The organism is Streptomyces milbemycinicus (assembly GCF_002154605.1).
Lineage (GTDB): Bacteria > Actinomycetota > Actinomycetes > Streptomycetales > Streptomycetaceae > Streptomyces > Streptomyces milbemycinicus.
Genome location: NZ_MUNE01000052.1, coordinates 1 through 24,346 on the forward strand (window position 1 = coordinate 1; position 24,346 = coordinate 24,346).

Here is a 24,346-nt window from a genome sequence, read left to right on the forward strand (position 1 = left end):
ATATCCCGCACCTCCCGCGCCACCGCGTTCAAGCGCTCCCGTACCGTCGTCGCCGCCCCCGCGGCGACGACGGTACGGGAGCGCTTGAACGCGGTGGCGCGGGAGGTGCGGGATATGCCGGAGATGCGGGAGGCGCCGGATCTGCCGGAGGTCGAGCCTTGCGTCACGTTGTCTCCTGTTGCTGTGGGGTGGCGGGTGCCGAAGTGGCTACCCGGCCGAACAAAGTGCGGAAACATGACGGTGCCCGGGAACGGGACCCGGGCACCGGCTATGTGGTGCACTTCATTTGATGCGTTTTTACGGCTTGACGTTCACTCCGGACCACGCCGAGTTCACGCCCTTGTACTCGGCGCTGTCCGCCCCGTACAGATCGGTCGCGGCCTTCAGCGTCGCCTCACGCGCGGCGTGGTAGTCGGTGGTGGAGGTCATGTACGTGGTGAGCGCCTTGTACCAGATCTTCTCGGCCTTGTCGCGGCCTATGCCCTCGACCTTGGAGCCGTCGGCGGTCGGGCTGTCGTACTCGACGCCGTTCACTTCCTTGGCGCCGCTGCCCTCGGACAGCAGGTAGAAGAAGTGGTTGGCGACGCCGGAGGAGTAGTGCACATCGACGTTGCCGACGCCGGAGTACCAGCTGTCCTTGGACGCGCCGTCCTTGCTGGGCTTGTCCATGTAGCGCAGCGGGGTGCCGTCGCCGTTGATGTCGATCTTCTCGCCGACCAGGTAGTCGCCCGGGTCGCCGGCGTTCTTCGCGTTGAACTCGACGGCCGCGGCGAAGATGTCCGAGGTGGCCTCGTTGAGACCGCCCGACTCACCGCTGTAATTCAGGTTGGCGGTGGCCGATGTGACGCCGTGGGACATTTCGTGGGCCGCGACGTCGATCGAGGTGAGCGGGGCCTTGTCGCCCTGGCCGTCGCCGTACGTCATGCAGAAGCAGCTGTCGTCCCAGAAGGCGTTGACGTAGTCGTGGCCGTAGTGCACCCGGGAGTACGCGCCCTTGCCGTCGCCCGCGATGCCGTCGCGGCCGTGCACGCTCTTGTAGTAGTCCCAGGTGAGGGCCGCGCCGTAGTGGGCGTCGACGGCCGCGGTCTGCGCGTCGTCGGGCTTTCCGGTGCCCCACTTGTCGTCGTCGTCCGTGAACGCCGAACCCTCGCCGGACTCGCTGCCCTTGAGGTCGGTGGTCCGGTGGCCGCCGCGGTCGGCGTCGGTCAGGGTGTAGCCGCTGCCTTCCTTGGTGGTGCCGAGCTCCACCGAGCCGCTGTACTGGCTGGTGCCGCTGCCGGTCTCGATGCCCTGGTACTCGTACAGCTTGGCGCCGGTGTTGGCGTCGGTGATGACGTGCAGCTGGTTGGGCGTGCCGTCCTTCTGTACGCCGCCGACGACGGTCTCGTACGCGAGGACGGGCTTGCCGGAGGCGGCCCAGATCACCTTGCGCGGGGCGCCGTCGGCCGCCGCCCGCCGGGCGTCGTCCGCCCGGGCGCGCCGCACCGCGGCCCGCTCGGCGGCGGCCGGGGCCACCTTGGCGGTCGTGGAGGGGACCGCGAGGGTGGCCTTGACGGCCTTGGTGACGCCCTTGACCGCGCCACCTGCGGACTCGCGGACGATCAGGTCGCCGCCGAGGACGGGCAGTCCGGCGTAGGTGCGCTCGTAGCGGGTGTGGACGGTGCCGTCGGCGTCCCGTACGACGTCCTTGACGACCAGCTTCTCCTTGGCGCCGAGGCCCAGCGCCTTGGCGGTGTCGGCCTTGGTGGCGTTGGCGTCGCGCAGCAGTTCCGCGCGGGCCGAGGCGGTGAGGACGGCGGGGCGCGCGCCCGCCTTGGTGTCGGCGCTCGTGGTGGCGGCGCCGGCCTGGCCCGTGGTGACGCCGGTGGCCAGCAGGGCCGCTGCCGCGACCGCGGCACCGGTGGCGGCCGCCGTGCGGCGCTTCCTGCGGGCAGGGGAGTGGGCAGGGGAAACGGGCATGTTGGAGGTCTTGCTCACGCGAACTCCTCATTGCTGTGGGGGGTCAGGTCCGGGCGGCGGGGAAGTGCCGCCCGGACCTGAACAAGAGGTACGGTGCGATCGCGTTGGGCAGACTGTCACACAAGGCGCGTACATGTCACGGACTTCGGCCCAGGTGGGCGGGAAAATGTTCGTTAAATGTTGATCCATCTTCGGAAATCGGAGGGGCCGCCACGCGGCGGAGCCGCATATCACTTACGCCGGAGCTGAGTTGTGCCTCATGGGCGGCAAAAGAGGCGCCGCCAGGGGGAGTCGGGTCACCCCTGGCGGCGCCTGCCCGGTGTCCGGACCGCTCAGCACCTCATCCGGATGTGTGCATCGTTCAGAACGTCAGCTTCCAGCTGTTGATGTATCCGGTGTCCAGCGAGGCGACGTCCTGCACCTTCAACTTCCAGGTGCCGACGGCCACCTCGGACGAGGCGTCCACGGTGTAGGTGGTCTTCACATCGTCCGCCGAGTCCGTGGAGCTGGAGTTCTTCAGCCGGTAGGCCGTACCGTCCGGCGCCACCAGGTCGATCACCAGGTCACCCCGCCAGGTGTGCACGATGTCCACGGCCACCTGAAGGTTGGACGGCGCGTTGCCGGCCCGGCTCACCGTGATCGAGGAGGTGACCGCGTCGCCCGCGTCCGGGATGGCGACGTCCGCGGTGTTCTCGAAGACGCTGCCGCCGGTGGTGTTCACGGTCCAGGTGAAGGAGATGGTGGCCGACTTGCCGGTCGAGTCGGTCACGGTGACCGTCACGGTGCCGGAGCCGAGCGTGGTCGGGGTGCCGGAGACCACGCCGGTCGAGGAGTCGATCGACAGCCCGGCGGGCAGCCCGGTGGCGGAGTAGGTGAGCGAGCCCGGGTTGGAGCTGGTCGCCGCGATCTGCAGGCTGACGGCCTGGTCGACGATGCTGGTCTGGTCGCCGGGGGCGGTGATGGAGACGCCCTCGACGATCCGGGACCCGACGTTGACCGCGGCCCAGGTGTTGGCCACCGTGTTGTACTCGGGGCTGGCCTGGCCGAAGAGCTCGCTCGCCGCCCACAGCGTGGCGTCGCGCGCGCCCGCGTAGTTGGTGTTGGACGTCATGCGTTGGGTCAGCGCCTTGAACCAGATCTTCTCGGCGTTGGCCCGCCCGATACCGGGGACCGGCAGGTTGTCGTAGGTCGGGCTGTCGTAGCTGACGCCGTTGATCACCTTGGCGCCGCTGCCCTCGGACAGCAGGTAGAAGAAGTGGTTGGCGACGCCGGAGGAGTAGTGCACATCGACGTTGCCGACGCCGGAGTACCAGCTGTCCTTGGACGCGCCGTCCTTGCTGGGCTTGTCCATGTAGCGCAGCGGGGTGCCGTCGCCGTTGATGTCGATCTTCTCGCCGACCAGGTAGTCGCCCGGGTCGTTCGGGTTGTTGGCGTTGAACTCCACCGCGGCGGCGAAGATGTCCGAGGTGCCCTCGTTGAGGCCGCCGGACTCACCGCTGTAGGTGAGGTTCGCGGTCGCGGCGGTGACGCCGTGGGACATCTCGTGGGCCGCCACGTCGATCGAGGTGAGCGGCTTGGCGTTGCCGGAGCCGTCGCCGTACGTCATGCAGAAGCAGGAGTCCTGCCAGAACGCGTTGACGTAGTTGCTGCTGTAGTGCACCCGGGAGTACGCCCCGACGCCATCGCCCCGGATACCGCTGCGGCCGTGCACGTTCTTGTAGTAGTCCCAGGTCAGAGCGGCGCCGTAGGCCGCGTCCACACCGGCGGTCGCGGCGTCGCCGGTCGTCCCGTTGCCCCAGACGTCGTCGGCGTCGGTGAAGAGCGTGCCCGTCCCCGAGGTGCCCCGGTTGAGGTTGTACGTCTTGTGGCCGCCACGGCCGCCGTCGGTCAGGTTGTACGAGCCCGAGCTGCCCGACGTGCCGAGGGTGACCTGCCCGCTGTACTGGCTGTTGCCGGTGCCCTCCTTGACGCCCTGGTACTCGAAGAGCTTGGCGCCGGTGTTCGCGTCCGTGATGACGTGCAGCTCGTTCGGCGTGCCGTCCTCCTGGAGGCCGCCGACGACCGTCTCGTACGCGAGCGTGGGTGTGCCCTTCGCCGCCCAGATCACCTTGCGCGGCGCCCGCTCGGCCTCCGTCTTGCGCGAACCCTGCGCGTCGGCCGCCTTGACCGCCGCCTTCTCGACGGTGGCGGGGGCGACGGCGGCGCTGGTGGAAGCGACCTTCACCTGCGCCTTGGCCGCCTTGGCGACCGACTTCACGGCGCCGCTCTTGGCCTCCTCGACGACCAAGTCGCCGCCGAGGACCGGCAGTCCGTCGTAGGTGCGCTCGTAGCGGGTGTGGACGGTGCCGTCGGCGTCCTTGGTGACGTCCTTGACGACCAGCTTCTCCTTGGCGCCGAGGCCGATCGTCCTGGCGGTGGCGGCCTTGGCGGCGTCGGCTTCCCGGATCAGCCCGGCGCGCTTGGCGGGGGAGAGGGCCACCGGCAGGGCATCGGGGTCCGGCTTGGCGAAGACGGTGCCGGCGGCCGGGGCGGAGGTGTTCGGGGAGCCGTCCGGGCGGGCGGCGGCGGGGCCGGTCTGCATCCCGACGGCGAGCATGGCCGCCGCGGCGACCAGGGCGCCGCTCGCGACGGCGCGGCGGCGGGATGCCTGGGATCTGTGGGGTCTGTGGGGGCGTTGGGAGGTCGATCTCACACTGACTCCTTCTGCGCTGGCCGCGCGGTGGCGCGACCGGGTACGACCGGACTGCCAGGTGAGGCCGCCCGGGCATGACGGGGCAGAGCGCGTGGGGGGAAGGTGCGAAGGTGTGCATGCGGGTGCCGACGGTGTCGAAGCTCAGCCGCGAGCTGTGGGGGAGCTGTGCGCCGAACGAGGGAAGAGTGTCATCGGTGGACTAGTCCTGTCAGGAGCGCGACAAGAACTTGGCCAGAAAGCGTTCGTTGACAAACGGCCCGCGTTCGCATTTCGGATGGGTCGGGGTCCGTCCGTAGCATCGCTCCATGCCGACGCCTGTGAATCCCATCGACGAGCCGCCGCATTCGCTCGCGGACACCCGCGAGATGCTCGACGCCTATCTCGACTACTACCGGAGCGTTGTGCTCCATAAGCTCGACGGGCTCAGCGAGAACGAGCTGCGCACCTCCCGACTGCCCTCCGGCTGGAGCCCGTTGGAACTCCTCCACCACCTCACCCACGTCGAACGGCGCTGGCTGCGCTGGGGGTTCCTCGGCGAGCCGGTGGAGTCGCCCTGGGGCGACCGGGGCCCCGACGACCGCTGGCACGTCCCCGACGACATGTCACCGGCGGAGACCCGGGCGCGGTTCGAGGAACAGTGCGCCTGGTCCCGGCGGGCCGTGGCGCACGTACCGCTCGACCGCCGGGCGCCCGTCGGCGGCCGTTTCGCCACCGAGGCCGACGCCCCGACGCTCGGCTGGATCCTCTTCCACCTGCTCCAGGAGTACGCCCGGCACGCCGGACAGCTCGACGTCGTACGCGAACTGGCCGACGGCACGGTCGGGGAGTGAGCCGCGGGGCGCGCGTGGATCAGGCCCGGCAGGCGGGTCAGGCCCGGCAGGCGGTTCAGGCGGGGCTGTCGAACCGCGGGCGCTCGTCCAGCAGGGCGCTCAGATCCGCGCCGGGGCCGAGCTCCGCAGGGGCCGCGCCGCGCCGGAACAGGACGGCTCCGGCCGCGATCCCGCCGAGCGTCAGCCGGTCCGCGTCCCGGCGCAGCCAGGTGCCCTCGCGCAGCCCCACCACCGGTACGTCGTTCTCCTCCAGGAACTGCTCCAGCCGCTCGGCCCGCGTCTCGCCCATGTGGCCCAGGTCCGGCCGCGGGTCCAGGTAGTGCGGGTTGATCTGGAACGGCAGCAGGCCCAGGGCCTCGAAGCTGGGCGGCTGGACGATCGGCATGTCGTTGGTGGTGCGCAGGGTGGGGCAGGCCATGTTGGTGCCCGCGCTCGACCCGATGTACGGCACCCCGGCCGCCACCCGCTCGCGGATGGCCCGCACCAGGTCGTGCTCGTGCAGGGCCTTCAGCAGCCGGAAGCTGTTGCCGCCGCCCACGAACACCGCCTCCGCACCGCCGATCAGCCCGGCCGGGTCGGCGGCGGTGTGCGCACCGGTCACCTCGATCCCCAGGGGCTCAAGGGCCTTGGCCACCTGCGCGGTGTAGCCGTCCCGGTCCGCGAGGGCGTACGGCACGAACACCAGCCGCCGTACGCCGTCGAGCAGCATCTCCTCCCGCGCGTGATCGAGATAGCCGCGCCCGGGAGCGGTGGAGTTGGACAGCAGCAGCAACCGCATGATGGATGGCCTTTCCTGGAACAGAACAGATGTTGGCGGGGAGGATGTGTGACGGAACGGGCGTGACGTAACGGGCGTGATGTAACGGGCGCGACGTAACAGGCGTGACGCAACCGCTCAGCGCCCGTCGCGGCGCTGCGGCGGGACATGGCGCGGATGGGCCGGCGTCAGCAGCCTGCCCAGGTCCGCCGCGGCCTGTTGCAGCGGGCTGGCCAGTTCCTCCCAGCGGCCCCGCAACTCCTCGATGGCCGCGGCCAGGGACAGCGTGCCCACGGGGCGCCTGCCGACGAGCACGGGAACCGCGAGCGCCGCGGTGTGCGGATCGTACTCGCCCTCGGAGTACGCATAGCCGAGGCGCCGCACCTCGGCGAACCGCTCCTCCAGCCGCACCGGATCGGTCAGCGTGTTCTCGCTGAACCGCGCCATTGGGCGGCCGTACAGCAGGACGGCCCGATCGCCGGGCGGCAGCATACCGAAGTAGGCGCGGGAGGTGGCTCCGGCGTGGGCCGGGTAGAGCTCGCCCGCCAGGGCGTAGTACCGCAGCGGCCCGGTCGCCCCGTCCGCGGCGGCGACACAGCGCATATGGACGCCGTCCGGCACCGCGAACAGCGCGCTGACCCCGACCGCCTCGGCAAGCGCCTCCAGCGTGGGCCGCACCAGGCTGGCCATGCCGCCGCCGCGCTCCCACACCCGTGACAGATGCCACACCGCCGGGCCCAGCCGGTAGCGGCGGGTGCGCTGGTCGGAGACCAGGAAGCCGCGGTACGCCAGCGCGGCCAGCAGCCGCTGCGCGACCGACTTGTCCAGGCCGAACTCCGCGGCGATCTCGGTGACGCCCCACTCCGGGCGCTCCCGGTCGAAGGACAGCAGGACATTGAGGACGCGATCCGCGGTCTGCAGCGGTGGCGTGCCGGTTACGGGTGACTGCTCGGCCATGAAGGAAGAGTAAACATTCCCGCATATCGAGAAAACATTGCGCTCGGCGGGACGGTCGGCTGACTCTGGGGCGACCGGAATCCGGGCCTCCTGATCGCCGCTAGCCCGGACCGGCTGCCCGATCGCGCCACGCGCAACAGCCACAACACCTGCAACACCCGCAACACCAGGAACGTCGGCAGCACCCACCACGTCGGCAGCACCCGCAACACCCGCAACCTCGTTCGTCCTGAGAGGCACCCGTGCTCAAACACGTCCTTGAGATCATCGAACTCCTCGACCGCCCGCAGACCAGCGGGAAACTGCTCGCCGACCACCTGCGCGCCGTCCAGGCCGCCGCCGGTGCCGACCCGGCCACCGCGCCGCGGATCGAGGTGCGCACCGTGGAGGGCGACAAGGGCAGCACGGACTTCGTCACCGTCACCGTCCCCGGCCGCCGCGGCCGGCTCAGCGGCGGCGACGCGCCGACCCTCGGCATCCTCGGCCGGCTCGGCGGCGTCGGCGCCCGCCCGGAGCGGATCGGGCTGGTCTCCGACGCCGACGGGGCGGTCGCGGCGCTGTCCGCCGCCGCCAAGCTGCTGGACATGCACGCCCGCGGCGACGTCCTGGACGGCGATGTGACGCTCTCCACCCATGTGTGCGGATGGGCCCCCACCCAGCCGCACGACCCGGTGCCCTTCATGGACTCCCCGGTGGACACCCTGGTGTGCAACCGCGAGGAGATCTCCCCCGCGATGGACGCCGTCGTCTCCATCGACACCACCAAGGGAAACCGGCTGCTCAACCACCGCGGCCTCGCCCTGTCGCCGACGGTCCGCGAGGGCTGGATCCTGCGGGTCAGCGAGGACCTGGTGTCCATCCTGGAGACTGTCACCGGGGAGCCCGCGCGTGTGCTGCCCATCACCACGCAGGACATCACCCCGTACGGCAACGGGGTGCACCACCTCAACTCCATCCTCCAGCCCGCCGTCGCCACCGAGGCCCCCGTCGTCGGCCTCGCCATCACCGCCGCGACCGCCGTGGCCGGCTGCGCCACCGGCGCCAGCCACGAGACCGACATCGCGGCCGCCGCCCGGTTCGCGATCGAGACCGCCAAGGAGTTCGGCCGCGGAGCCGCGCGTTTCCTCGACGACGAGGAGTTCGCGCGCCTGGTCGAGCTGTACGGCCCCATGACCCATCTGCAGGCGCCCGTCCCCGCGCAGTGATTCCCCGCGCCCAGGAGTCCCCATGAACCCCAACACCCAGACCGCCTCGGAGGCCACCTCCGCGCCGGTCGAAGCGCATCCGAGAGCCTTCGAACCGGTCACGCTCGTCATCACCGTCCTGATGTCGGTCCTCGGGGCCCTGATCGGCATCGTGCTGATCACCTCGCTCGGCGTGTCCCCCAACACGGCCGTGATCGGCGCCCTGGTGGCCATGCTGATCGGGCGCATCCCGCTCGGTGTGCTGGCCCGGATGCGCTCCCAGCACCGGCAGAACCTGGTGCAGTCGGCGATCTCCGGCGCCACCTTCGCCGCGGCCAACTCCCTGCTCACCCCGATCGCCGTACCCTTCGCCCTGGGCCGTACCGACCTGGTGTGGCCCATGCTGGGCGGCGCCGTCATCGGGCTGGCCGTCGACAGCTGGGTGCTGTACCGGGTGTTCGACTCCAGGCTGCTGCCCGCCACCGGCTCCTGGCCCGCGGGCATCGCCGCGGCCGAGACCATCAAGGCCGGGGACACCGGCGGGCGCAAGGCCGCGGTCCTCGGCGTGGGCGCGGTCGTCGGCCTGGTGGGCGCGCTGTTCAAGTTCCCCACCAGCGCGGCCGGCGTCGGCTTCCTGGGCAACATCTGGGCGCTCGCGATGTTCGGCATCGGGCTGGCCGTCGGCCAGTACGCCCCGGACTTCGGCTACGACCTCGGCGCCGAGCGGGTGCCGCACGGCCTGATGGTCGGCGCCGGCCTCGTCGCCCTGGTCCAGGCGCTGCTGCTGATGCGGACCCGCAAGGGGGGCGCAGGCCCGGCCGCGGACGCGGAATCCGACGACGGCGAGCGTACGGTCCAGGCCCCGCAGCTGCGCCGCGGTCTGCTGGAAGGCATGGGGCTCTTCGTATGCGGCGCGATCGTGGTCGCCATCGCCGGCGGAGTGGCCGGCCAACTGTCCGTCCCCGCCCTGGTCGGCTGGGTGGCGCTGGCCGGGATCGCCGCCATCGTGCACCAGCTCATCGTGGGCCTCGCGGCGATGCACTCCGGGTGGTTCCCGGCCTTCGCCGTCACACTGATCTTCCTGATCATCGGCCTGGTCCTGCACATCCCCACCGTGCCGCTCGCCCTGATGGTGGGCTACACCGCCTCCACCGGCCCCGCCTTCGCCGACCTCGGCTACGACTTCAAGGCCGGCTGGCTGCTGCGCCGGAACGCCGTGCCGTGGCAGCCCTTCGAGATCGAGGGGCGGCGTCAGCAGTACCTCGCCCAGCTCGTCGGTTTCGGCGTCGCGCTCGTCGTGGTCGCCATCGCCTGGAAGTCGTTCTTCTCGGACGGGCGGGTGCCGCCGGTGTCCGAGGTGTACGTGGCCACCATCAAGGGCGGCCTCGAACCCGGCACCATGACGACCATGCTGCTGTGGGCGATCCCCGGAGCGCTCATCCAGTTCCTCGGCGGGCCGTCCCGGCAGATGGGTGTCCTGCTGGCCACCGGGTTGCTGGTGGCCACGCCCGACGCCGGGTGGATGGTGCTCGGTGCCCTGGTCATCCGCCAGGCGTACACCATGTGGCGCCGCCGCGGGCTGACCGACCCCGAGGCGCGCAAGGAGTCCGATGAGCAGGCGGAGAGCGATCTGTCGCTCGTGGGCGCGGGGCTGGTGGCCGGAAGCTCGCTGAACGACGTGGGCCAGCTGACCAAGGCCCTGTGACCCGGGCGCGCGTGCCGTTCCCGCCCTCCCAGAACCGCGCGTGCTGTTCCCGCCCTCCCAGAACACTGATAAGGAGCCACCACCCGTGACCATCCCGGCTCTCGGCCTCGTCACCATCGGCCAGGCCCCGCGCGCCGATCTGCGGCCCGACGCCGAACCACTGCTGCCAGGGGTGCGCCTCGTGGAACACGGCGCGCTCGACGGCGAACGGTTCGACGGCCCCGCCGAGCGGGAGACCCGCCGGCTGCTGGCCCCCGAGCCCGGCGAGGCCCCGCTGGTCTCCCGGCTGCGCGACGGCGGCTCGGTGGTGCTCGGCCATACGGCGCTGGTCCCGCGCATCGAGCGGGCCGTCGCCCACGCGGAGCGGGACGGCGCCGCCGCGACCCTGCTGCTGTGCACCGGCCACTTCCCCGCCGTACGGGCGAACCGGCCGCTGCTGTTCGCCGAACCGCTGGTGCTGCGCGGCGTCGCGGCGGCCGTCGGCGCCGACCCGGTCGGCATCGTCTGCCCGCACCCGGACCAGGCCGAGGACGCGGTCCGCCGCTGGTCCGACGTACTGTCCGGCGAGGTCCGGGCCGCCCCCGCGAATCCGTACGCGCCGCCGGAGCAGGCCCTGGACGAGGTGGCGGCCGCCGCGCGCGCCCTCGCCGAGGCCGGCAGCTCCTGGATCGTCCTGGACTGCATCGGCTACACCGAGCGGATGCGGGAGGCCGCGGTCCGCGCCGCAGGCCGCCCCGTCCTCCTGGCCAGGGCCATCGCGGTCCGCATGGCGGGGGAGGTGGTGGCCGCCTTCGGCCACTCCGCCCAGGCGCCCGAAGCCCTGCCCGAAGCCCTGCCCGAAGCCCTGCCCGGGAACGGCTCATGAACGCGCACATCGGCGTGATCCGCGTCCTCACCAGCGATGACGCCCTGGCCGTGGCGGCCCACGGCAGGGTCATCGAGGAGCGGTACGGCATTCCGGCCGTCTCCCGGTGCATCCCCGGGCAGCCGCACGGCATCCACGACGACGAGTCCGAGCGCCGCGCCGAACCGAAGATCGTCGCGGTGGCCCGCGAGCTGGCCGCCGACGGGGCCGCGGCCCTGGTCATCAGCTGCGCCGCCGACCCGGCGCTGGAGCGCACCCGCGAGGCGGTCGACGTGCCGGTGATCGGCGCGGGTTCGGCGGCCGCCGCCGTGGCGCTGGGCCTCGGCAGTCGCGTCGGCGTGCTGGGGATCAGGGACCAGGCGCCGCCCGCCGTGCGCGCGGTCCTCGGAGAGCGCTTCGCCGGGGAGGCACGGCCGCGGGGAGTGCACCGTACGACGGACCTTCAGGCCCCCGAGGGCCCCGGGGCGGTGCTGGAGGCCGCGGCCGGGCTGGTCGAGGCGGGCGCGGACACCCTGCTGCTGGCCTGCACCGGCCTGAACACGATCGGGATCCGCCCGCTGCTGGAAGACCGGCTTGGAGTGCCGGTCGTGGACCCGGTGCTCGCCGCCGGGCTGATGGCCTCGTACACGCGGGGCTGAGCGGCGCGTTGAGCGGCGCGGGGCTGAGCGCCTCGGGCCCGGTACGGGCAGGGCCCAGCGGCTCGGCAGGGGCGGGGCTCAGTAGTGCAGCCACCACCCGTGTTCCGGCACCTCCTCCGGGTGTTCCCACTCGTGCAGCACCTGGGTCAGCGCGTAGGTCTCCAGCTCGTCGGCCGGGGCGGCGAGCCGGGCTTGGACCGCCGGCATCAGGACCTCGGCGTGCGCGCTCATCCGGCGCAGGGCGATGTAGACCTCCTGACGCCGTTCGGGCAGGGCCTTCAGGAGCGCGGGGAGGGCGCGCGCGTCGTTCATCCGGCCCAGGGTGACCGAGGCCTTCCAGCCGATCACGGGGTCGGACTGGGCGCGGGCGAGGTCGTCGCGTACGACCTCGGGCGGCGGGTAGTGCCGGGCGAGGCTGAACAACGCGGCCGAGCGCAGCGCCGGTTCGGGGTGGCTCAGCAGCCGCCCGAGCGCCGCTGCCAGCGGCTGGGACCGGGGGCGGTCGTACAGCATGCCGCCGGCGATCCCGACGGCCAGCTGGGTGGGCGCCTCGGAGATCAGCCGGAGGATATGCGCCACTCGGGTCCGTTTCCGCTCGGGGGAGGGCGCGAACCGCCGACCGAACCAGCCGGCGCGCTCCTCGAAGGCGTAGGCGACGAACCATTCGACGCTGCACCACTCCACCCAGGCCAGCGGCTCCAGGACCGCGCCGCCGCCCTCGATCACCCCCGACACCAGGGCGTCGGCAACGGCCTCGTCGTACGCCCCGCGGCGCTCCAGGGCCAGCGCCGCCGCCAGCCGCAGCCCCGGCCGGTCGGAGGCGGCGAGCCACTCGCGGAGCACGCGGCCCGCCGGGTCGCCGGCCGTCGCGGAGGTCCCGGCCGCGCGGCTGATCACTACCAGCAGCGCGGCCCGGACGGTTTCGTCCTCGACCCGGTCGAAGCAGGCCAGGAGCCGGGGGAGGAGGGCGGCGAGGGCGGCCACGTCCAGGCTCGCGTACGCCAGCACATGCGCGGCGATGCGGCCGATCCGCGGGTCCGGGTGTGCCACGCGCCGCAGCACGGCGTCCACCCCGTGCTCCAGGGCCAGCGCCAGGGCGTCGAGCCACTCGTACGGGCGCTCGACCGGGGCGCCGGCCAGGTCGTCGAGCAGCAGATCCATGGCTTCGCCGGAGTGCTCGCCCGGGGCGTCGAGGTCTATTTCGAAGTCGCCCGCGTACGCGTACGCCTCGACCCCCACCGCGCTGTCGGCGGTCTGCACACCGTCTCCCCCGTCGTGCCCATTACCGTCCCCATCGGCCGATGCGGCCTTCCGGACACGCTACAGGCCGCGCCTCGGACAGGCCCGGGAAGGCCGCACCAGAGGTCTCGGCGATCACACCAGGCTCTCCCGCCACGCCTGGTGCAGCGCCGCGAACCGGCCCTCGCCCGCGATCAGCCGCTCCGGCGAACCGTCCTCGACGATCCGGCCGTCCGCCATCACCAGCACCCGGTCGGCGATCTCCACCGTCGACAGGCGGTGCGCGATGACGACGGCGGTGCGGCCGTGCAGCACCGTGTGCATGGCGCGCTGCACCGCGCGCTCGCCCGGGATGTCGAGCGAGGAGGTCGCCTCGTCCAGGATCAGTACGGACGGGTCCGCGAGCAGCGCCCGGGCGAAGGCCACGAGCTGTCGCTGGCCCGCGGAGATCCGCCCGCCGCGCTTGCGCACATCCGTGTCGTAGCCGTCGGGGAGGGCGGCGATGAAGTCGTGCGCGCCGATGGCCTTGGCGGCGTGCTCGATTTCGGCGCGGGTGGCGTCTGGGCGGCCGATGGCTATGTTGTCGGCGACCGTGCCGGAGAAGAGGAACGCCTCCTGGGTGACCATCACCACGCCGCGGCGCAGCTCAGGCGTGGCCAGCTCGCGCAGGTCCACGCCGTCGAGCAGGACCCGGCCGGAGGTGGGGTCGTAGAAGCGGGCGAGCAGCTTGGCGAGGGTGGACTTGCCCGCGCCGGTCGCGCCCACCACGGCCACCGTCTGCCCGGCCGGCAGTGTGAGGTCGAAGGTGGGCAGCACCTCGCCGCCCGTACGGTAGGCGAAGCGCACGCAGTCGAAGACCACCTCGCGGCCGGGCAGTTCGGAGGAGCGGGGCGGTAGCGGCTTGGGGTCGGCGGGCTCGGCCACGGAGGGCCGCTGGGTGAGCAGACCGGCGATCTTCTCCAGCGAGGCGGCGGCGGACTGGTACGAGTTCAGGAACATGCCCAGGCGGTCGATGGGGTCGTAGAGCCTGCGCAGATAGAGCGCGGCCGCGGCCAGCACGCCCAGCGCCAGGTCTCCGGAGGCCACCCGGTAGGCGCCCCACAGGACGATCGCGGCCACCGCCGCGTTGGCCACCAGCCGGGAGCCGACCACATAGCGGGCCATTTCCAGGATCGCATCCCCGTTCACCCGCTCATGCCGGTGGTTGAGCTCGTGGAAGTCCGCGTCGTTGACCCGCTCGCGGCGGAACGCCTGCACCGGCCGGATGCCGTTCATCGTCTCGGTGAACTTGACGATGACCGCGGCGATGGCCGTGGACCTCTTGCGGTAGACGAGCATCGAGCGGCGCTGGAAGCGGCGGACGAGCAGATACAGCGGCCAGAAGGAGAGCACGGCGGCGCCGCCCAGGCCCCAGTCCAGATAGAGCAGCACCACGGAGATATAGACGCCGGAGAGCGCGACGCCCAGCAGCTCCTCCAGCCCCTCGCTGAGCAGTTCGCGCAGCGACTCGACGTCCGTGGTGGCGCGCGAGATCAGCCGGCCGGAGGTGTAGCGCTCATGGAAGTCCACGCTGAGCGCCTGCGCATGGCGGAAGATCCTGCCCCGCAGATCGAGCAGTACGTCCTGGCTGATCCGGGCCGAGGTGCGGATGAAGGTGTACTGCAGCGCCCCGGAGGCGAGCGAGCAGCCGAGATAGGCGACGGCGACGGCGATGAGGGGGCCGTGGCCGCCGTCGCGGAAGGCGGGTACGGCGGTGTCGATGGCGTACGCGACGAGCAGCGGGCCGGCCTGCACCGCGGCCTGCTGGAGGACGAGCAGTACGGCCGCCACCCAGACCCGGCCGCGGCGCGGGGAGAGCAGCGAGCGCAGCAGCGAGAAGGTGGCGCCCTTGGGGGCGGGCAGCACATCCCGGTCGAAGGGGTCGCCGTCCGGCGCCGCCCCGGGCTTGTCTGCGGCCCTGGGCTCGTCCGCGGCCCCGTCCGCGCCTTCTTCTGCGTTGGTGCCGGTGCCGGTGCCGGCAGCGGTCTGGGTCATCGGGCCTCCTCCCGCTCGATACCGGACATCAGCGACCGGTACTCCGCGCTGTCGCCCAGCAGTTGATGGTGGGTGCCGACCGCGGCGATCCGCCCGCCGGAGAGCAGCGCGACGCGGTCGGCGAGCAGCACGGTGGACGGGCGGTGGGCGACCACCAGCGCCGTCGTCGTCGCCAGCACCTGGCGCAGCGCGGCCTCCACCAGGGCCTCGGTGTGTACGTCCAGCGCGGACAGCGGATCGTCGAGGACGAGGAACCGGGGCTGTCCGACGACGGCCCGTGCCAGGGCGAGCCGCTGGCGCTGACCGCCCGACAGGCTCAGCCCCTGCTCGCCGACCTGGGTGTCGGCGCCCTGCGGCAGGGCGTGTACGAAGTCGGCCTGGGCCACCTGAAGCGCCCGTACGAGATCGGCCTCGGCCGCCCCGGCCGCGCCCATCAGAACGTTCTCCCCCGCGGTCGCGGAGAACAGCGTGGGCTCCTCGAACGCGACGGCGACCAGCTCGCGCAGCTCGTCCCGGGGGAGGGTGGTGATGTCCCGGCCGTCGAGGGTGATCCGGCCGTGCGTCGGCTCGTGGAGGCGCGGCACCAGGGCGGTGAGCGTGGTCTTGCCCGAGCCGGTCGCTCCGACCAGGGCCATCGTCTCGCCGGAGCGGATGTGCAGGTCGATCCCGGCCAGTACGGGCGGGGCGTCCGGCGGCGCGTCCGCGTACCGGAACTCCAGGCCCTCGAAGCGCAGCCCGTCTTGCGGTGTGGTGCGCAGGGTGCCGTTCCGCGACGTGGACCGCTGGGGCGCCGTCGACTGTCCCGCCGTCGACTGTCCCGCCGTCGACTGTTCCGCCGTCGACTGTTCCGCCGTCGACTGTTCCGCCGTCGACTGTTCCGCCGTCGACTGTTCCGCTGTCGGCTCGTCCATCACCTCGAAGAACCGGTCCGTCGCCGTCGCCGCGTCCTGGCTCATCGCCAGCAGGAAGCCCAGCGACTCCACCGGCCAGCGCAGCGTCAGCGCTGTGGAGAGGAAGGCGACGAGCGTGCCCGCCGACAGATCGCCGTCGGCGACCTGCACCGTGCCGAGGACCAGGGCCGCGCCGATCGCCAGCTCGGGCAGCGTCATGATCAGCGCCCAGATCGTGGCCAGCAGGCCCGCCTTGTGCAGCTCCGTCGAGCGGACCCGCCCCGTCAGCGCCCGGAAGGCGCGCGCCTGGCTGCGGTGGCGCCCGAAGCCCTTGACGATACGGATGCCGAGGACGCCCTCCTCGACGACCGTGGTCAGATCGCCCGTCTGGTCCTGGACGGTGCGGGCGACGACCGCGTAGCGCGTCTCGAAGACGGAGCAGAGGACGATCAGCGGAATGGCCGGGAGCAGCAGGACCAGCCCCAGCGTCCACTGCTGCGCGAGCAGGATGGCGAACCCGACGAGGACCGTGACCCCGTTGACCACCAGGAAAGTGAGCGGAAACGCGAGGAACATCCGCAGCAGCATCAGATCGGTCGTCGCGCGCGAGAGCAGCTGCCCGGACGCCCAGCGGTCGTGGAAGGAGACCGGCAGCCGCTGCAGATGCCGGTACAGGTCGGCGCGCATCGAGGCCTCCACGAAGGCCAGCGGCCGGGCCACCAGCCAGCGCCGCACCCCGAACAGCCCCGCCTCCGCGACGCCGAGCCCCAGCAGCAGGGCGCCGCCCAGCCACACCCCGCCCGGCTCCCGGTCGGCCACCGGGCCGTCCACCAGCCACTTGAGCACCAGCGGGATGACCAGGCCCATACAGGAGGCGACGGCCGCGACCCCGGCCGCCGTCAAGAAGCGCGCTCTGACGGGCCGTACATAGGGCCACAGGCGCGACAGCGAGCGCGTGGCCGAGCGTTTGATTCTCGGTTCCTTCTCCGGTTCCCTGAGTCGTTCATTTGTGGCAGCCATCACCTGCAGAGGTTACGGTCCGGCACTGACACCGCTCACTCGGTTTTCCGGTCCTCCTCCATGGCCGTGACGGCGCGTAGGAGCAGCACCGAGCGCTCGGGCAGCACGATCCGTGAACCGGCGCGATGCCGGGCGCCCGGGGGCGCGTCCTGGTCCTCCCGCGAGGTGTCGACGAGGAGTTCGTACGCGGCGGCCCACGGCGGGCCGGGGAGGGTGAAGTCCACCGGCGCGGGGCCCGAGTGCAGCAGCACCAGGAAGCTGTCGTCGCTGATCGGGGCGCCTTGTGCGGTGCGCCGCGCGGTGTCGTGGCCGGACAGGTACAGGCCCAGCGCGGCCGTCGGCGCGTACCAGTCCGGCTCGGTCATCTCCGCGCCCGCCGCGGTGAACCAGGCGAGGTCACGCAGCCCGTCGGGGCCCTGCGCGCGGCCGGAGAAGAAGGCGGGCCGGCGCAGTACGGGGTGGTCGCGGCGCAGCTGGATCAGGCGGGCCGTGAGGTCGGTGAGCGCGCGCCAGCCCGGGTCCTCCAGCAGCGTCCAGTCCAGCCAGCCGGTCTCGTTGTCCTGGCAGTACGCGTTGTTGTTGCCGCCCTGGGTGCGGCCCGTCTCATCGCCGGCGACCAGCATCGGCACGCCGGTGGACAGCATCAGCGTGCTGAGCAGATTGCGCAGCTGGCGGCGGCGCAGCGCCCGTACGGCCGGATCCTCGGTCTCGCCCTCGGCGCCGCAGTTCCAGGAGCGGTTGTCGCCCGTGCCGTCGCGGTTGCCCTCGCCGTTGGCCTCGTTGTGCTTGCGGTCGTAGCTGACCAGGTCGCGGAGGGTGAAACCGTCGTGGGCGGTGATGAAGTTGACCGAGGCGTACGGCCCTCGGCCGCCCCATCCGTACAGGTCGCTGGAGCCGGACAGCCGGGTGCCGAGGTCGCGTACGTCGGGCAGGGCGCCGCGCCAGAAGTCGCGCACCGCGTCGCGGTAGCGGTCGTTCCACTCCGACCAGAGCGGGGGGAAGGCGCCGACCTGATAGCCGCCGGCGCCCACGTCCCACGGCTCGGCGATCAGCTTGACCCGGCGCAGCACCGGGTCCTGGGCGATCACGGTCAGGAAGGGGGAGAGCATGTCCACGTCGCTCGCGGTGCGGGCGAGGGTGGCGGCGAGGTCGAAGCGGAAGCCGTCCACGCCCATCTCGGTCACCCAGTAGCGCAGCGAGTCCGTGATCAGCCGCAGCACATGGGGGTGCGGCACCTGCAAGGTGTTGCCGCAGCCCGTGTAGTCGGCGTAGCGGCGCGGGTCCTGCTGGAGGCGGTAGTAGGCGCGGTTGTCGATGCCGCGCAGCGAGAGCGTGGGCCCCAGCTCACCGCTCTCCGCGGTGTGGTTGTAGACCACGTCGAGGATCACCTCGATGCCCGCGTCGTGCAGCGCCCGCACCATCCGCCGGAACTCGCCGACCTGCGCCCCGCGGGTGCCGGTCGCCGCGTACGCGCCGTGTGGCGCGAAATAGCCGATGGAGTTGTAGCCCCAGTAGTTGCGCAGACCGCGCCGGAGCAGATGGTCCTCGTGCGCGAACTGGTGCACCGGCAGCAACTCCACGGCCGTCACCCCGAGCCGGGTCAGATGCTCGATCGCGGCCGGATGCGCGAGCCCGGCGTAGGTGCCGCGCAGTTCGGGCGGGACGCCGGGGTGGCGCTTGGTGAAGCCGCGCACATGGAGTTCGTAGATGACGGTGTCGGCCCAGGGGGTCTTGGGGCGCCGGTCGTCGAGCCATTCGTCGGGCGGGCCGTCGGAGCCGTCGGGTCCGTCGGGTCCTTCGGGTCCTTCGGAGGCATCGTCGCCGACGACCACGCCTTTGGGGACGTACGGAGCCGAGTCGCGGTTGTCGCGCACGGTGTCGGCGATGTGCTGCTGCGGCCAGTCCCGCACATGGCCGTACACCTCGGGCGGCAGCGCCCCGTGCCACGCGCGCGGGATCACCCCCGCGCCCCCGAAGTCGCCGTCCACGGCGCGGGCGTACGGGTCGAGCAGCAGCTTGGCCGGGTTCCAGCGGGCGCCGGTCCACGGGTCCCAGCGGCCGTGCACCCGGTAGCCGTACCGCCGCCCCGGGAGCACGCCGGGCACGAAGCCGTGCCAGATCTCATGGGTCCGCTCGGTGAGCGGACAGCGGGTCTCGGCCCCGTCGTCGTCGAACAGGCACACCTCCACACCCTCCGCGCCCTGCGCCCACAGCGCGAAGTTGGTGCCGACCACCCCACCGGGCCCGGTCCGCACCCGAGCCCCGAGCGGCTGCGCGCTGCCCGGCCACACCGGGGCGCCCCCGGTCGGCTCGCCGTGCGGGTCGGGGAGCAGCGCGGGCGCGGCGGGCGGGCCCGAGTCCGCGCGGCGGCCGTTCCGTAAGCCGTCCCGGTCGCTGCCGCGATCGTCGTCTCGTACGCCGCCGCGATCGTCGTCCCGTACGCCGCCGGGCTCGACGGCCCGTACGCCGCCTGGTCCGGCGGCCCGCTCGTCGCCCCCTCCGATGGCCGCCGCGCCCGTACGCGGCCTCGGCAACCCGTTGTGCGCTTTCCCCTGCTCGGCTGCATGCTGCGACACGTAGCGCCTCCGGCGTTCGCGGCTCCGGCCGTGGGGCTCCGGCCGTGGGGCTTGGACTGTGGGGCTTGGACCGTGCGGCGTCCCGTGCCGCTGCCGCCCTCTCCTGTTCTGCCCGCGATGGGGCCAACCCTCACGTTTCGCCCGGCGTGCCCAGGGCCAGGGCCCCTCACCTGGGACTGAACCGTGACATAGAGCGGGAGCCCGCTGTCAGTGGCGTGTGATTTCCTGATCGCTACGCACGTGCGCGCGACCGAACTCCCCGCTGTCCGGGTGGGTATGAGTTCCTGTCGAACGCGCGCGTGCGCGGGACACAGCGGGAGACAGCGGGGGTGCCGCGGGGCGCGGTGCGGGCGGAGGGGAGAGCCGTAGTGGAAGTACAGCCGATATCGGGAGCGTTGAGGGCGCGGGGCCGTAAGGGGCTTCTCGCGCTGCTGACCGGGGGAATGCTGGTGTTCGCGACCGCCTGCGGTGGGGGCGGCGGGTCGGACGACGGGAAGAAGAACGAGGGCGGCGACAAGGGCGGGGGCGACCGGAAGACCTCGCGCGCCGTCGTGGCGATCACGCCGGGGGACGGGGCGAAGGGCGTCAACACCCATGGGGCGCTCAAGGTGACGTCGGACAACGGCAAGCTCACCTCCGTCAAGGTCAAGGACCCCAAGGGCAAGGAGATCGACGGGAAGATCACCGAGGACGGCGGCAGCTGGCGGCCCTCCCGGCATCTGAGCTCCGCGACCACCTATACGGTCGACGCCGTCGCCAAGGACTCCCAGGGGCTGACCGCCTCCCGGCACTCCTCCTTCACCACGCTCCGGCCCAAGAAGACCTTCGTCGGGGTCTACACACCGGAGGACGGCTCGAAGGTCGGCGTCGGCATGCCGGTCTCGATCCACTTCACCCGGGGCATCACCGACCCCGGAGCCGTGGAGCGGGGGATCAAGGTCTCGGCCTCCCCGTCGGTGCCCATCGAGGGCCACTGGTTCGGCAACGACCGGCTGGACTTCCGGCCGGAGAAGTACTGGGCGCCGGGCACCAAGGTCACCCTCAGCATGGACCTCGACGGCGTCGAGGGGCGGCCGGGCGTCTACGGCGAGCAGAAGAAGACCGTGAAGTTCACCATTGGCCGCAGCCAGATCTCCGTGGTCGATGCCAAGAGCAAGAAGATGGTGGTCAAGCGGGACGGCAAGACCATCAAGACGCTCCCCATCACCTCCGGCGCGCCCGGTTACGAGACGTACAACGGCAAGATGGTCATCAGCGAGCGGCTGTCGGTGACCCGGATGAACGGCGCCACGGTCGGCTACGACGGCCAGTACGACATCAAGGACGTGCCCCACGCGATGCGGCTGTCCACTTCGGGCACCTTCATCCACGGCAACTACTGGGCGGGCAAGCCGACCTTCGGCTCGGCGAACGTCAGCCACGGCTGCGTCGGCCTCTTCGACCAGCGGGGCGGCGGCGACAAGTCGACCCCGGCGGCCTGGTTCTTCCGTAACTCGATCATCGGTGACGTGGTCGTGGTGAAGAACTCGCACGACGACACCGTCCAGCCGGACAACGGGCTCAACGGATGGAACATGTCGTGGGCGAAGTGGAAGGCCGACCAAAAGGGATGACGGGGAGAGGCGGGGCGTAGCGGCGGGGCGTAGCAGACACGGGGAGGCTGTGGGCGGCGTGCTAACGGACGCTAACCTGCGCTCATGACTGTGAACCTCGAGGTCGCCGAGGGCGTCGGCACCATCCGGCTGGACCGTCCGCCCATGAACGCGCTGGACATCGCCACACAGGACCGGCTGCGGGAGCTCGCCGAGGAGGTGACCGGGCGCGACGACGTACGGGCCGTGGTGATCTGGGGCGGCGAGAAGGTGTTCGCGGCCGGCGCGGACATCAAGGAGATGCGGGACATGGACCACGCCGGAATGGTGGCCCGGTCCCGCGCCCTCCAGGACTCCTTCACCGCCGTCGCCCGGATCCCCAAGCCCGTCGTCGCCGCCGTCACCGGTTACGCCCTCGGCGGCGGCTGCGAGCTGGCGCTGTGCGCCGACTACCGGATCGCCGGCGAGAACGCCAAGCTCGGCCAGCCGGAGATCCTGCTCGGTCTGATCCCGGGCGCGGGCGGCACCCAGCGGCTGTCCCGGCTGATCGGCCCGTCCCGAGCCAAGGACCTCATCTTCACGGGCCGTCAGGTCAAGGCCGACGAGGCGCTGACGCTCGGGCTCGTGGACCGCGTCGTACCGGCGGAGGAGGTCTACGAGCAGGCGCACGCGTGGGCGGCCCGGCTGGCGCGGGGTCCGGCGATCGCGCTGCGCGCGGCCAAGGAAGCGGTGGACTCGGGCCTGGAGACCGATCTGGAGACCGGTCTCGCCATCGAACGCGGCTGGTTCGCGGGGCTGTTCGCCACCGAGGACCGTGAGATCGGGATGCGGAGCTTTGTCGAGGAGGGGCCGGGTAAGGCCAAGTTCCGGTGAGCGGTGGCCCGGGCGGTGGCGGCCGCCACCGCCCGGGCTTCCGTGGGCGTTTCCGTGGGGGCTTCGTGGGGGTCCAGCGGGCGTTTCAGTAGGGGGTTTCAGTAGGGGTCTCCGTGGGGGGTTCCGTGGGGGTCTCCGCTCGGTGAGCGATGCCCCGTGCGAGCGAATTTCTTTGGCCGCCAGCCAGTCCCCGGACGCCCCGCTCCGGTACGCTGGGTGATCGCGCAGATGCACCGTGAGATCGCTGGTCAGGCGGGGTATTTGGGATATCTGGCTGCCGCTGGCATATGTTGGAGCCGGTTTGTGGCGCCTGGGGCCCGGGTGTTCGGAATCCCACGGTTCGGCCCCGGACGGCCGGTCCGGCGGCCATGATGGGGGGCATGGCGGGCTTGGAGGGTATGGAGCAGCCGCAGCGCACCGGTACGGCCGCGGCTCGGCGGGCGCCGTCCATCGATGACGAGTCGGTCGCCAAGGCGGTCGACCTGTTCGGGAACCCTGCGGTCGACGAGGTGCGGCTGCCCTCCCGCCCGGAGTCGGCGGGCACCGCCCGCCGGCTGGCCGAATGTGTCGTGCTGCGCGACTGGGGCCTGACCCCTCAGCTGGCCGAACACACCGTGCTGCTGGTGTCGGAGTTGGTGGGCAACGCCGTCCGGCACACCGGCGCCCGTACCTTCGGACTGCGGATGCTGCGGCGCCGTGGCTGGATCCGGGTGGAGGTGCGGGATCCCTCGCGTGGTCTGCCGTGTCTGATGCCGGTGGACCCGCTCGATACGAGCGGGCGGGGGCTGTGGCTGGTGGATCAGCTCGCCCAGCGGTGGGGGGCGGATCTGCTGCCACGCGGTAAGACGACGTGGTTCGAGATGCGGGTGACCGAGCCCTGACGTCCCGGTAGGGCGGCGCCTGCTGTATGCCGAACGCCTGCTGAATGCCGAAGAGGCCCCCATCGTCGGTTCGCGACGATGCGGGACCTCTTTCGGGTCCGCCGCGGATGGTGAAAGGGGTGTCATCCGTGGCAGAGGGGTGAACGACCTGGCCCGGGTCGATGGGGGGTCGCGTGTCTCACTATCGCAGAGGTCAGAGGCCGTAACCAACTCAATCCAAGGTGAGGTATGACACTTGCCTTGTTAATGGTGGGTATAAGCTGTGGGTTTCCTTTATAGCGTCTTTCCTGCCGCTGAATTTCCAGTGGTCCATACCGTGACGCGAATTCTTTCTTTGCCTCTCAATCCTTGGCATGGCCCTGTCGACACCTCACCATGGAACCGCGCTACGCGCGTCACACCCCCACTGTCACGGCTATGGATTCCGGGAGACCCCCCATGGAAACGCACGGCCGCACCCCCTCCCGCCGTACCCTGCTGCGTTCCGGTGCCTATCTCGGCGCCGCCGCCGCGGGACTCACTACCGCCGCCACGACCCCCGCACGAGCCGACGCCAGACGCGATCGGGCCGCCGTCGCCTACCCACCCACCCACTGGATCCCGGCCAGCACCTCGAATTACCGGGTGTCCAGCCGCCCCACCGCGTATCCGATCGACTTCGTCGTCATCCATGTGACGCAGGAGACGTTCCCGGACGCGATGAAGATCTTCCAGGACCCGGCCAAGCAGGTCTCCGCGCACTACATGGTCGCCTCGGCCGACGGCTACATCGGGCAGTTCGTCCGCGAGAAGGACGTCGCCTGGCACGCCGGAAACCGGGACTACAACAACCGCAGCATCGGCATCGAGCATGAGGGCTGGGTGGACAAGCCGGAGTACTTCACGGACGAGCTGTACGCCTCCTCCGCGGCCCTGACCGCCGCCGTCTGTGACCGCTACGGCGTGCCCAAGACCCGGGCCCACATCATCGGCCACAGCGAAGTCCCGAACGCCGACCACACCGACCCCGGCAAGTACTGGGACTGGGACCGCTACATCGACCTGGTCAAAGCAGCCTGACGCGGCGCCGCGCGGGCCCCGGACGCACCCTGCGCACGCTACGCCCCCTGACGGGGCCCGCTAATCTGTGCGGGTCAGAGAAATGCACAGAAGGGGCGGTCACGTGGCGGACATCGAGGCGGCGCGGAAGGCGTTCGAACGGTACGACCTCAACGGGGACGGACTGATCAGCGCGGCCGAGTACAAGAGCGTGATGGCTCAGCTGGGGGACCCGTATGTCACGGAGCCTGTCGCCCAGGCCGTGATCAACTCTCATGACTCGAACGGCGACGGACTGCTTTCCTTCGACGAGTTCTGGGCCGCCCAGAACGGCAGCTGAACAACAGCCCGGAGCGGGAGCTGCGCGACCGGGCGAGTGAGTGAGTGAACGAGCGCATGCGGCGCGGCCGGCGGATCACCGCCCGCCGCGCCGCTGTGCGCCGGCCCGCCGCCGGCGGTCGTTGCACAGCAGACAGCGCCCGTATCCCGGCGGCAGCGGGTCGTCCTTGTCCCCGTACAGCGGGTCGACGGCGCCGCGCGGATGCTCCGAACAACCCGTCGCCCCGTGCACCGCCCCCAGCGCGCCGGCCGCCGCGAGCGCCCGGCGCAGGGCGTC

The 24,346-nt window shown here is 71.7% G+C and carries 17 protein-coding genes and 1 pseudogene; 10 read left to right on the forward strand and 8 right to left on the reverse strand.

Going from position 1 to position 24,346, the window contains the following annotated elements; genetic code table 11:
• Window positions 1-297: 297 nt before the first annotated feature.
• Window positions 298-1,977 (reverse strand): M4 family metallopeptidase, encoded by a 1,680-nt coding sequence (locus CCN51_RS04845; protein WP_086859294.1) that lies wholly within the window; start codon window positions 1,975-1,977, stop codon window positions 298-300.
• 343 nt (window positions 1,978-2,320) lie between these two features.
• Entirely contained in the window at window positions 2,321-4,555 is a 2,235-nt protein-coding gene (locus tag CCN51_RS04850) for a M4 family metallopeptidase (RefSeq protein ID WP_086859302.1), read from the reverse strand.
• Between the two features lie 401 nt (window positions 4,556-4,956).
• On the opposite strand from CCN51_RS04850, the gene CCN51_RS04855 reads away from it, so the two are divergent.
• The gene (locus tag CCN51_RS04855; protein WP_043486731.1) at window positions 4,957-5,481 is read left to right on the forward strand and encodes a DinB family protein; all 525 of its coding nucleotides are present in this window, start codon (window positions 4,957-4,959) and stop codon (window positions 5,479-5,481) included.
• A 55-nt stretch (window positions 5,482-5,536) separates the two neighbouring features.
• Here CCN51_RS04855 and pepE read toward each other — a convergent pair whose 3' ends face one another.
• Both pepE and CCN51_RS04865 read right to left on the reverse strand, forming a co-directional pair.
• A complete protein-coding gene (gene pepE / locus CCN51_RS04860; protein ID WP_014176263.1) occupies window positions 5,537-6,259 on the reverse strand; it encodes a dipeptidase PepE in 723 nt (240 codons plus the stop codon).
• Between the two features lie 117 nt (window positions 6,260-6,376).
• On the reverse strand, window positions 6,377-7,195 hold the full coding sequence (locus CCN51_RS04865) for an IclR family transcriptional regulator (RefSeq protein WP_014176262.1): 819 nt from the start codon (window positions 7,193-7,195) through the stop codon (window positions 6,377-6,379).
• 242 nt (window positions 7,196-7,437) lie between these two features.
• Between CCN51_RS04865 and CCN51_RS04870 the strand changes: the two genes are divergently transcribed.
• The 4 genes from CCN51_RS04870 (at window position 7,438) to CCN51_RS04885 (ending at window position 11,587) form a co-directional block, all read left to right on the forward strand.
• Entirely contained in the window at window positions 7,438-8,400 is a 963-nt protein-coding gene (locus tag CCN51_RS04870; RefSeq protein WP_014176261.1) for a DUF1177 domain-containing protein, read from the forward strand.
• Between the two features lie 22 nt (window positions 8,401-8,422).
• Window positions 8,423-10,084: an OPT family oligopeptide transporter gene (locus CCN51_RS04875; protein ID WP_014176260.1), complete on the forward strand. Its 1,662-nt coding sequence runs from the start codon at window positions 8,423-8,425 to the stop codon at window positions 10,082-10,084.
• A gap of 85 nt (window positions 10,085-10,169) precedes the next feature.
• Window positions 10,170-10,949 carry an AroM family protein gene (locus CCN51_RS04880; protein ID WP_086859296.1) on the forward strand — a complete coding sequence of 260 codons (780 nt, stop codon included), beginning with the start codon at window positions 10,170-10,172 and terminating at the stop codon, window positions 10,947-10,949.
• Window positions 10,946-11,587, forward strand: a complete 642-nt coding sequence (locus tag CCN51_RS04885) for an aspartate/glutamate racemase family protein (protein ID WP_086859298.1) — start codon at window positions 10,946-10,948, stop codon at window positions 11,585-11,587. The genes CCN51_RS04880 and CCN51_RS04885 overlap by 4 nt, the downstream gene beginning before the upstream one ends.
• Window positions 11,588-11,665: 78 nt before the next feature.
• Here the strand turns inward: CCN51_RS04885 and CCN51_RS04890 are convergent, their stop codons facing one another.
• The 3 genes from CCN51_RS04890 to glgX all read right to left on the reverse strand — a co-directional run bounded on the left by CCN51_RS04890 (window position 11,666) and on the right by glgX (window position 19,103).
• The gene (locus CCN51_RS04890) at window positions 11,666-12,847 is read right to left on the reverse strand and encodes a HEAT repeat domain-containing protein (RefSeq protein ID WP_014176257.1); all 1,182 of its coding nucleotides are present in this window, start codon (window positions 12,845-12,847) and stop codon (window positions 11,666-11,668) included.
• Between the two features lie 114 nt (window positions 12,848-12,961).
• Entirely contained in the window at window positions 12,962-16,687 is a 3,726-nt protein-coding gene (locus tag CCN51_RS59825; protein WP_425444745.1) for an ABC transporter ATP-binding protein, read from the reverse strand.
• Between the two features lie 118 nt (window positions 16,688-16,805).
• Window positions 16,806-19,103, reverse strand: coding sequence for a glycogen debranching protein GlgX (gene glgX / locus CCN51_RS04905; RefSeq protein WP_078610897.1), 2,298 nt, complete (start codon window positions 19,101-19,103; stop codon window positions 16,806-16,808).
• 611 nt (window positions 19,104-19,714) lie between these two features.
• Here glgX and CCN51_RS04910 point away from each other — a divergent pair.
• From CCN51_RS04910 to CCN51_RS04930, 5 genes are all read left to right on the forward strand, one after another.
• A complete protein-coding gene (locus CCN51_RS04910; RefSeq protein ID WP_043486728.1) occupies window positions 19,715-20,959 on the forward strand; it encodes a L,D-transpeptidase in 1,245 nt (414 codons plus the stop codon).
• Between the two features lie 84 nt (window positions 20,960-21,043).
• Window positions 21,044-21,811 carry an enoyl-CoA hydratase/isomerase family protein gene (locus tag CCN51_RS04915; protein WP_014176252.1) on the forward strand — a complete coding sequence of 256 codons (768 nt, stop codon included), beginning with the start codon at window positions 21,044-21,046 and terminating at the stop codon, window positions 21,809-21,811.
• Between the two features lie 380 nt (window positions 21,812-22,191).
• Window positions 22,192-22,692, forward strand: coding sequence for an ATP-binding protein (locus tag CCN51_RS04920; RefSeq protein WP_014176251.1), 501 nt, complete (start codon window positions 22,192-22,194; stop codon window positions 22,690-22,692).
• Window positions 22,693-23,130: 438 nt separating this feature from the next.
• The gene (locus CCN51_RS04925; RefSeq protein WP_014176250.1) at window positions 23,131-23,751 is read left to right on the forward strand and encodes an N-acetylmuramoyl-L-alanine amidase; all 621 of its coding nucleotides are present in this window, start codon (window positions 23,131-23,133) and stop codon (window positions 23,749-23,751) included.
• A gap of 103 nt (window positions 23,752-23,854) precedes the next feature.
• Complete coding sequence (locus CCN51_RS04930) at window positions 23,855-24,070, forward strand: EF-hand domain-containing protein (RefSeq protein WP_014176249.1); 216 nt, start codon at window positions 23,855-23,857, stop codon at window positions 24,068-24,070.
• A 75-nt stretch (window positions 24,071-24,145) separates the two neighbouring features.
• On the opposite strand, the pseudogene CCN51_RS04935 reads toward CCN51_RS04930, so the two are convergent.
• Window positions 24,146-24,346, reverse strand: a pseudogene (locus tag CCN51_RS04935) (hypothetical protein); the annotation flags it as partial.

Coding starts and splice junctions, on each gene's coding strand:
- CCN51_RS04850 (WP_086859302.1), bottom strand. CDS start 4,555: ATGCTCGCCGTCGGGATGCAGACCGGCCCCGCCGCCGCCCGCCCGGAC.
- CCN51_RS04855 (WP_043486731.1), top strand. CDS start 4,957: ATGCCGACGCCTGTGAATCCCATCGACGAGCCGCCGCATTCGCTCGCG.
- pepE (WP_014176263.1), bottom strand. CDS start 6,259: ATGCGGTTGCTGCTGCTGTCCAACTCCACCGCTCCCGGGCGCGGCTAT.
- CCN51_RS04865 (WP_014176262.1), bottom strand. CDS start 7,195: ATGGCCGAGCAGTCACCCGTAACCGGCACGCCACCGCTGCAGACCGCG.
- CCN51_RS04875 (WP_014176260.1), top strand. CDS start 8,423: ATGAACCCCAACACCCAGACCGCCTCGGAGGCCACCTCCGCGCCGGTC.
- CCN51_RS04885 (WP_086859298.1), top strand. CDS start 10,946: ATGAACGCGCACATCGGCGTGATCCGCGTCCTCACCAGCGATGACGCC.
- CCN51_RS04915 (WP_014176252.1), top strand. CDS start 21,044: ATGACTGTGAACCTCGAGGTCGCCGAGGGCGTCGGCACCATCCGGCTG.
- CCN51_RS04920 (WP_014176251.1), top strand. CDS start 22,192: ATGGCGGGCTTGGAGGGTATGGAGCAGCCGCAGCGCACCGGTACGGCC.
- CCN51_RS04925 (WP_014176250.1), top strand. CDS start 23,131: ATGGAAACGCACGGCCGCACCCCCTCCCGCCGTACCCTGCTGCGTTCC.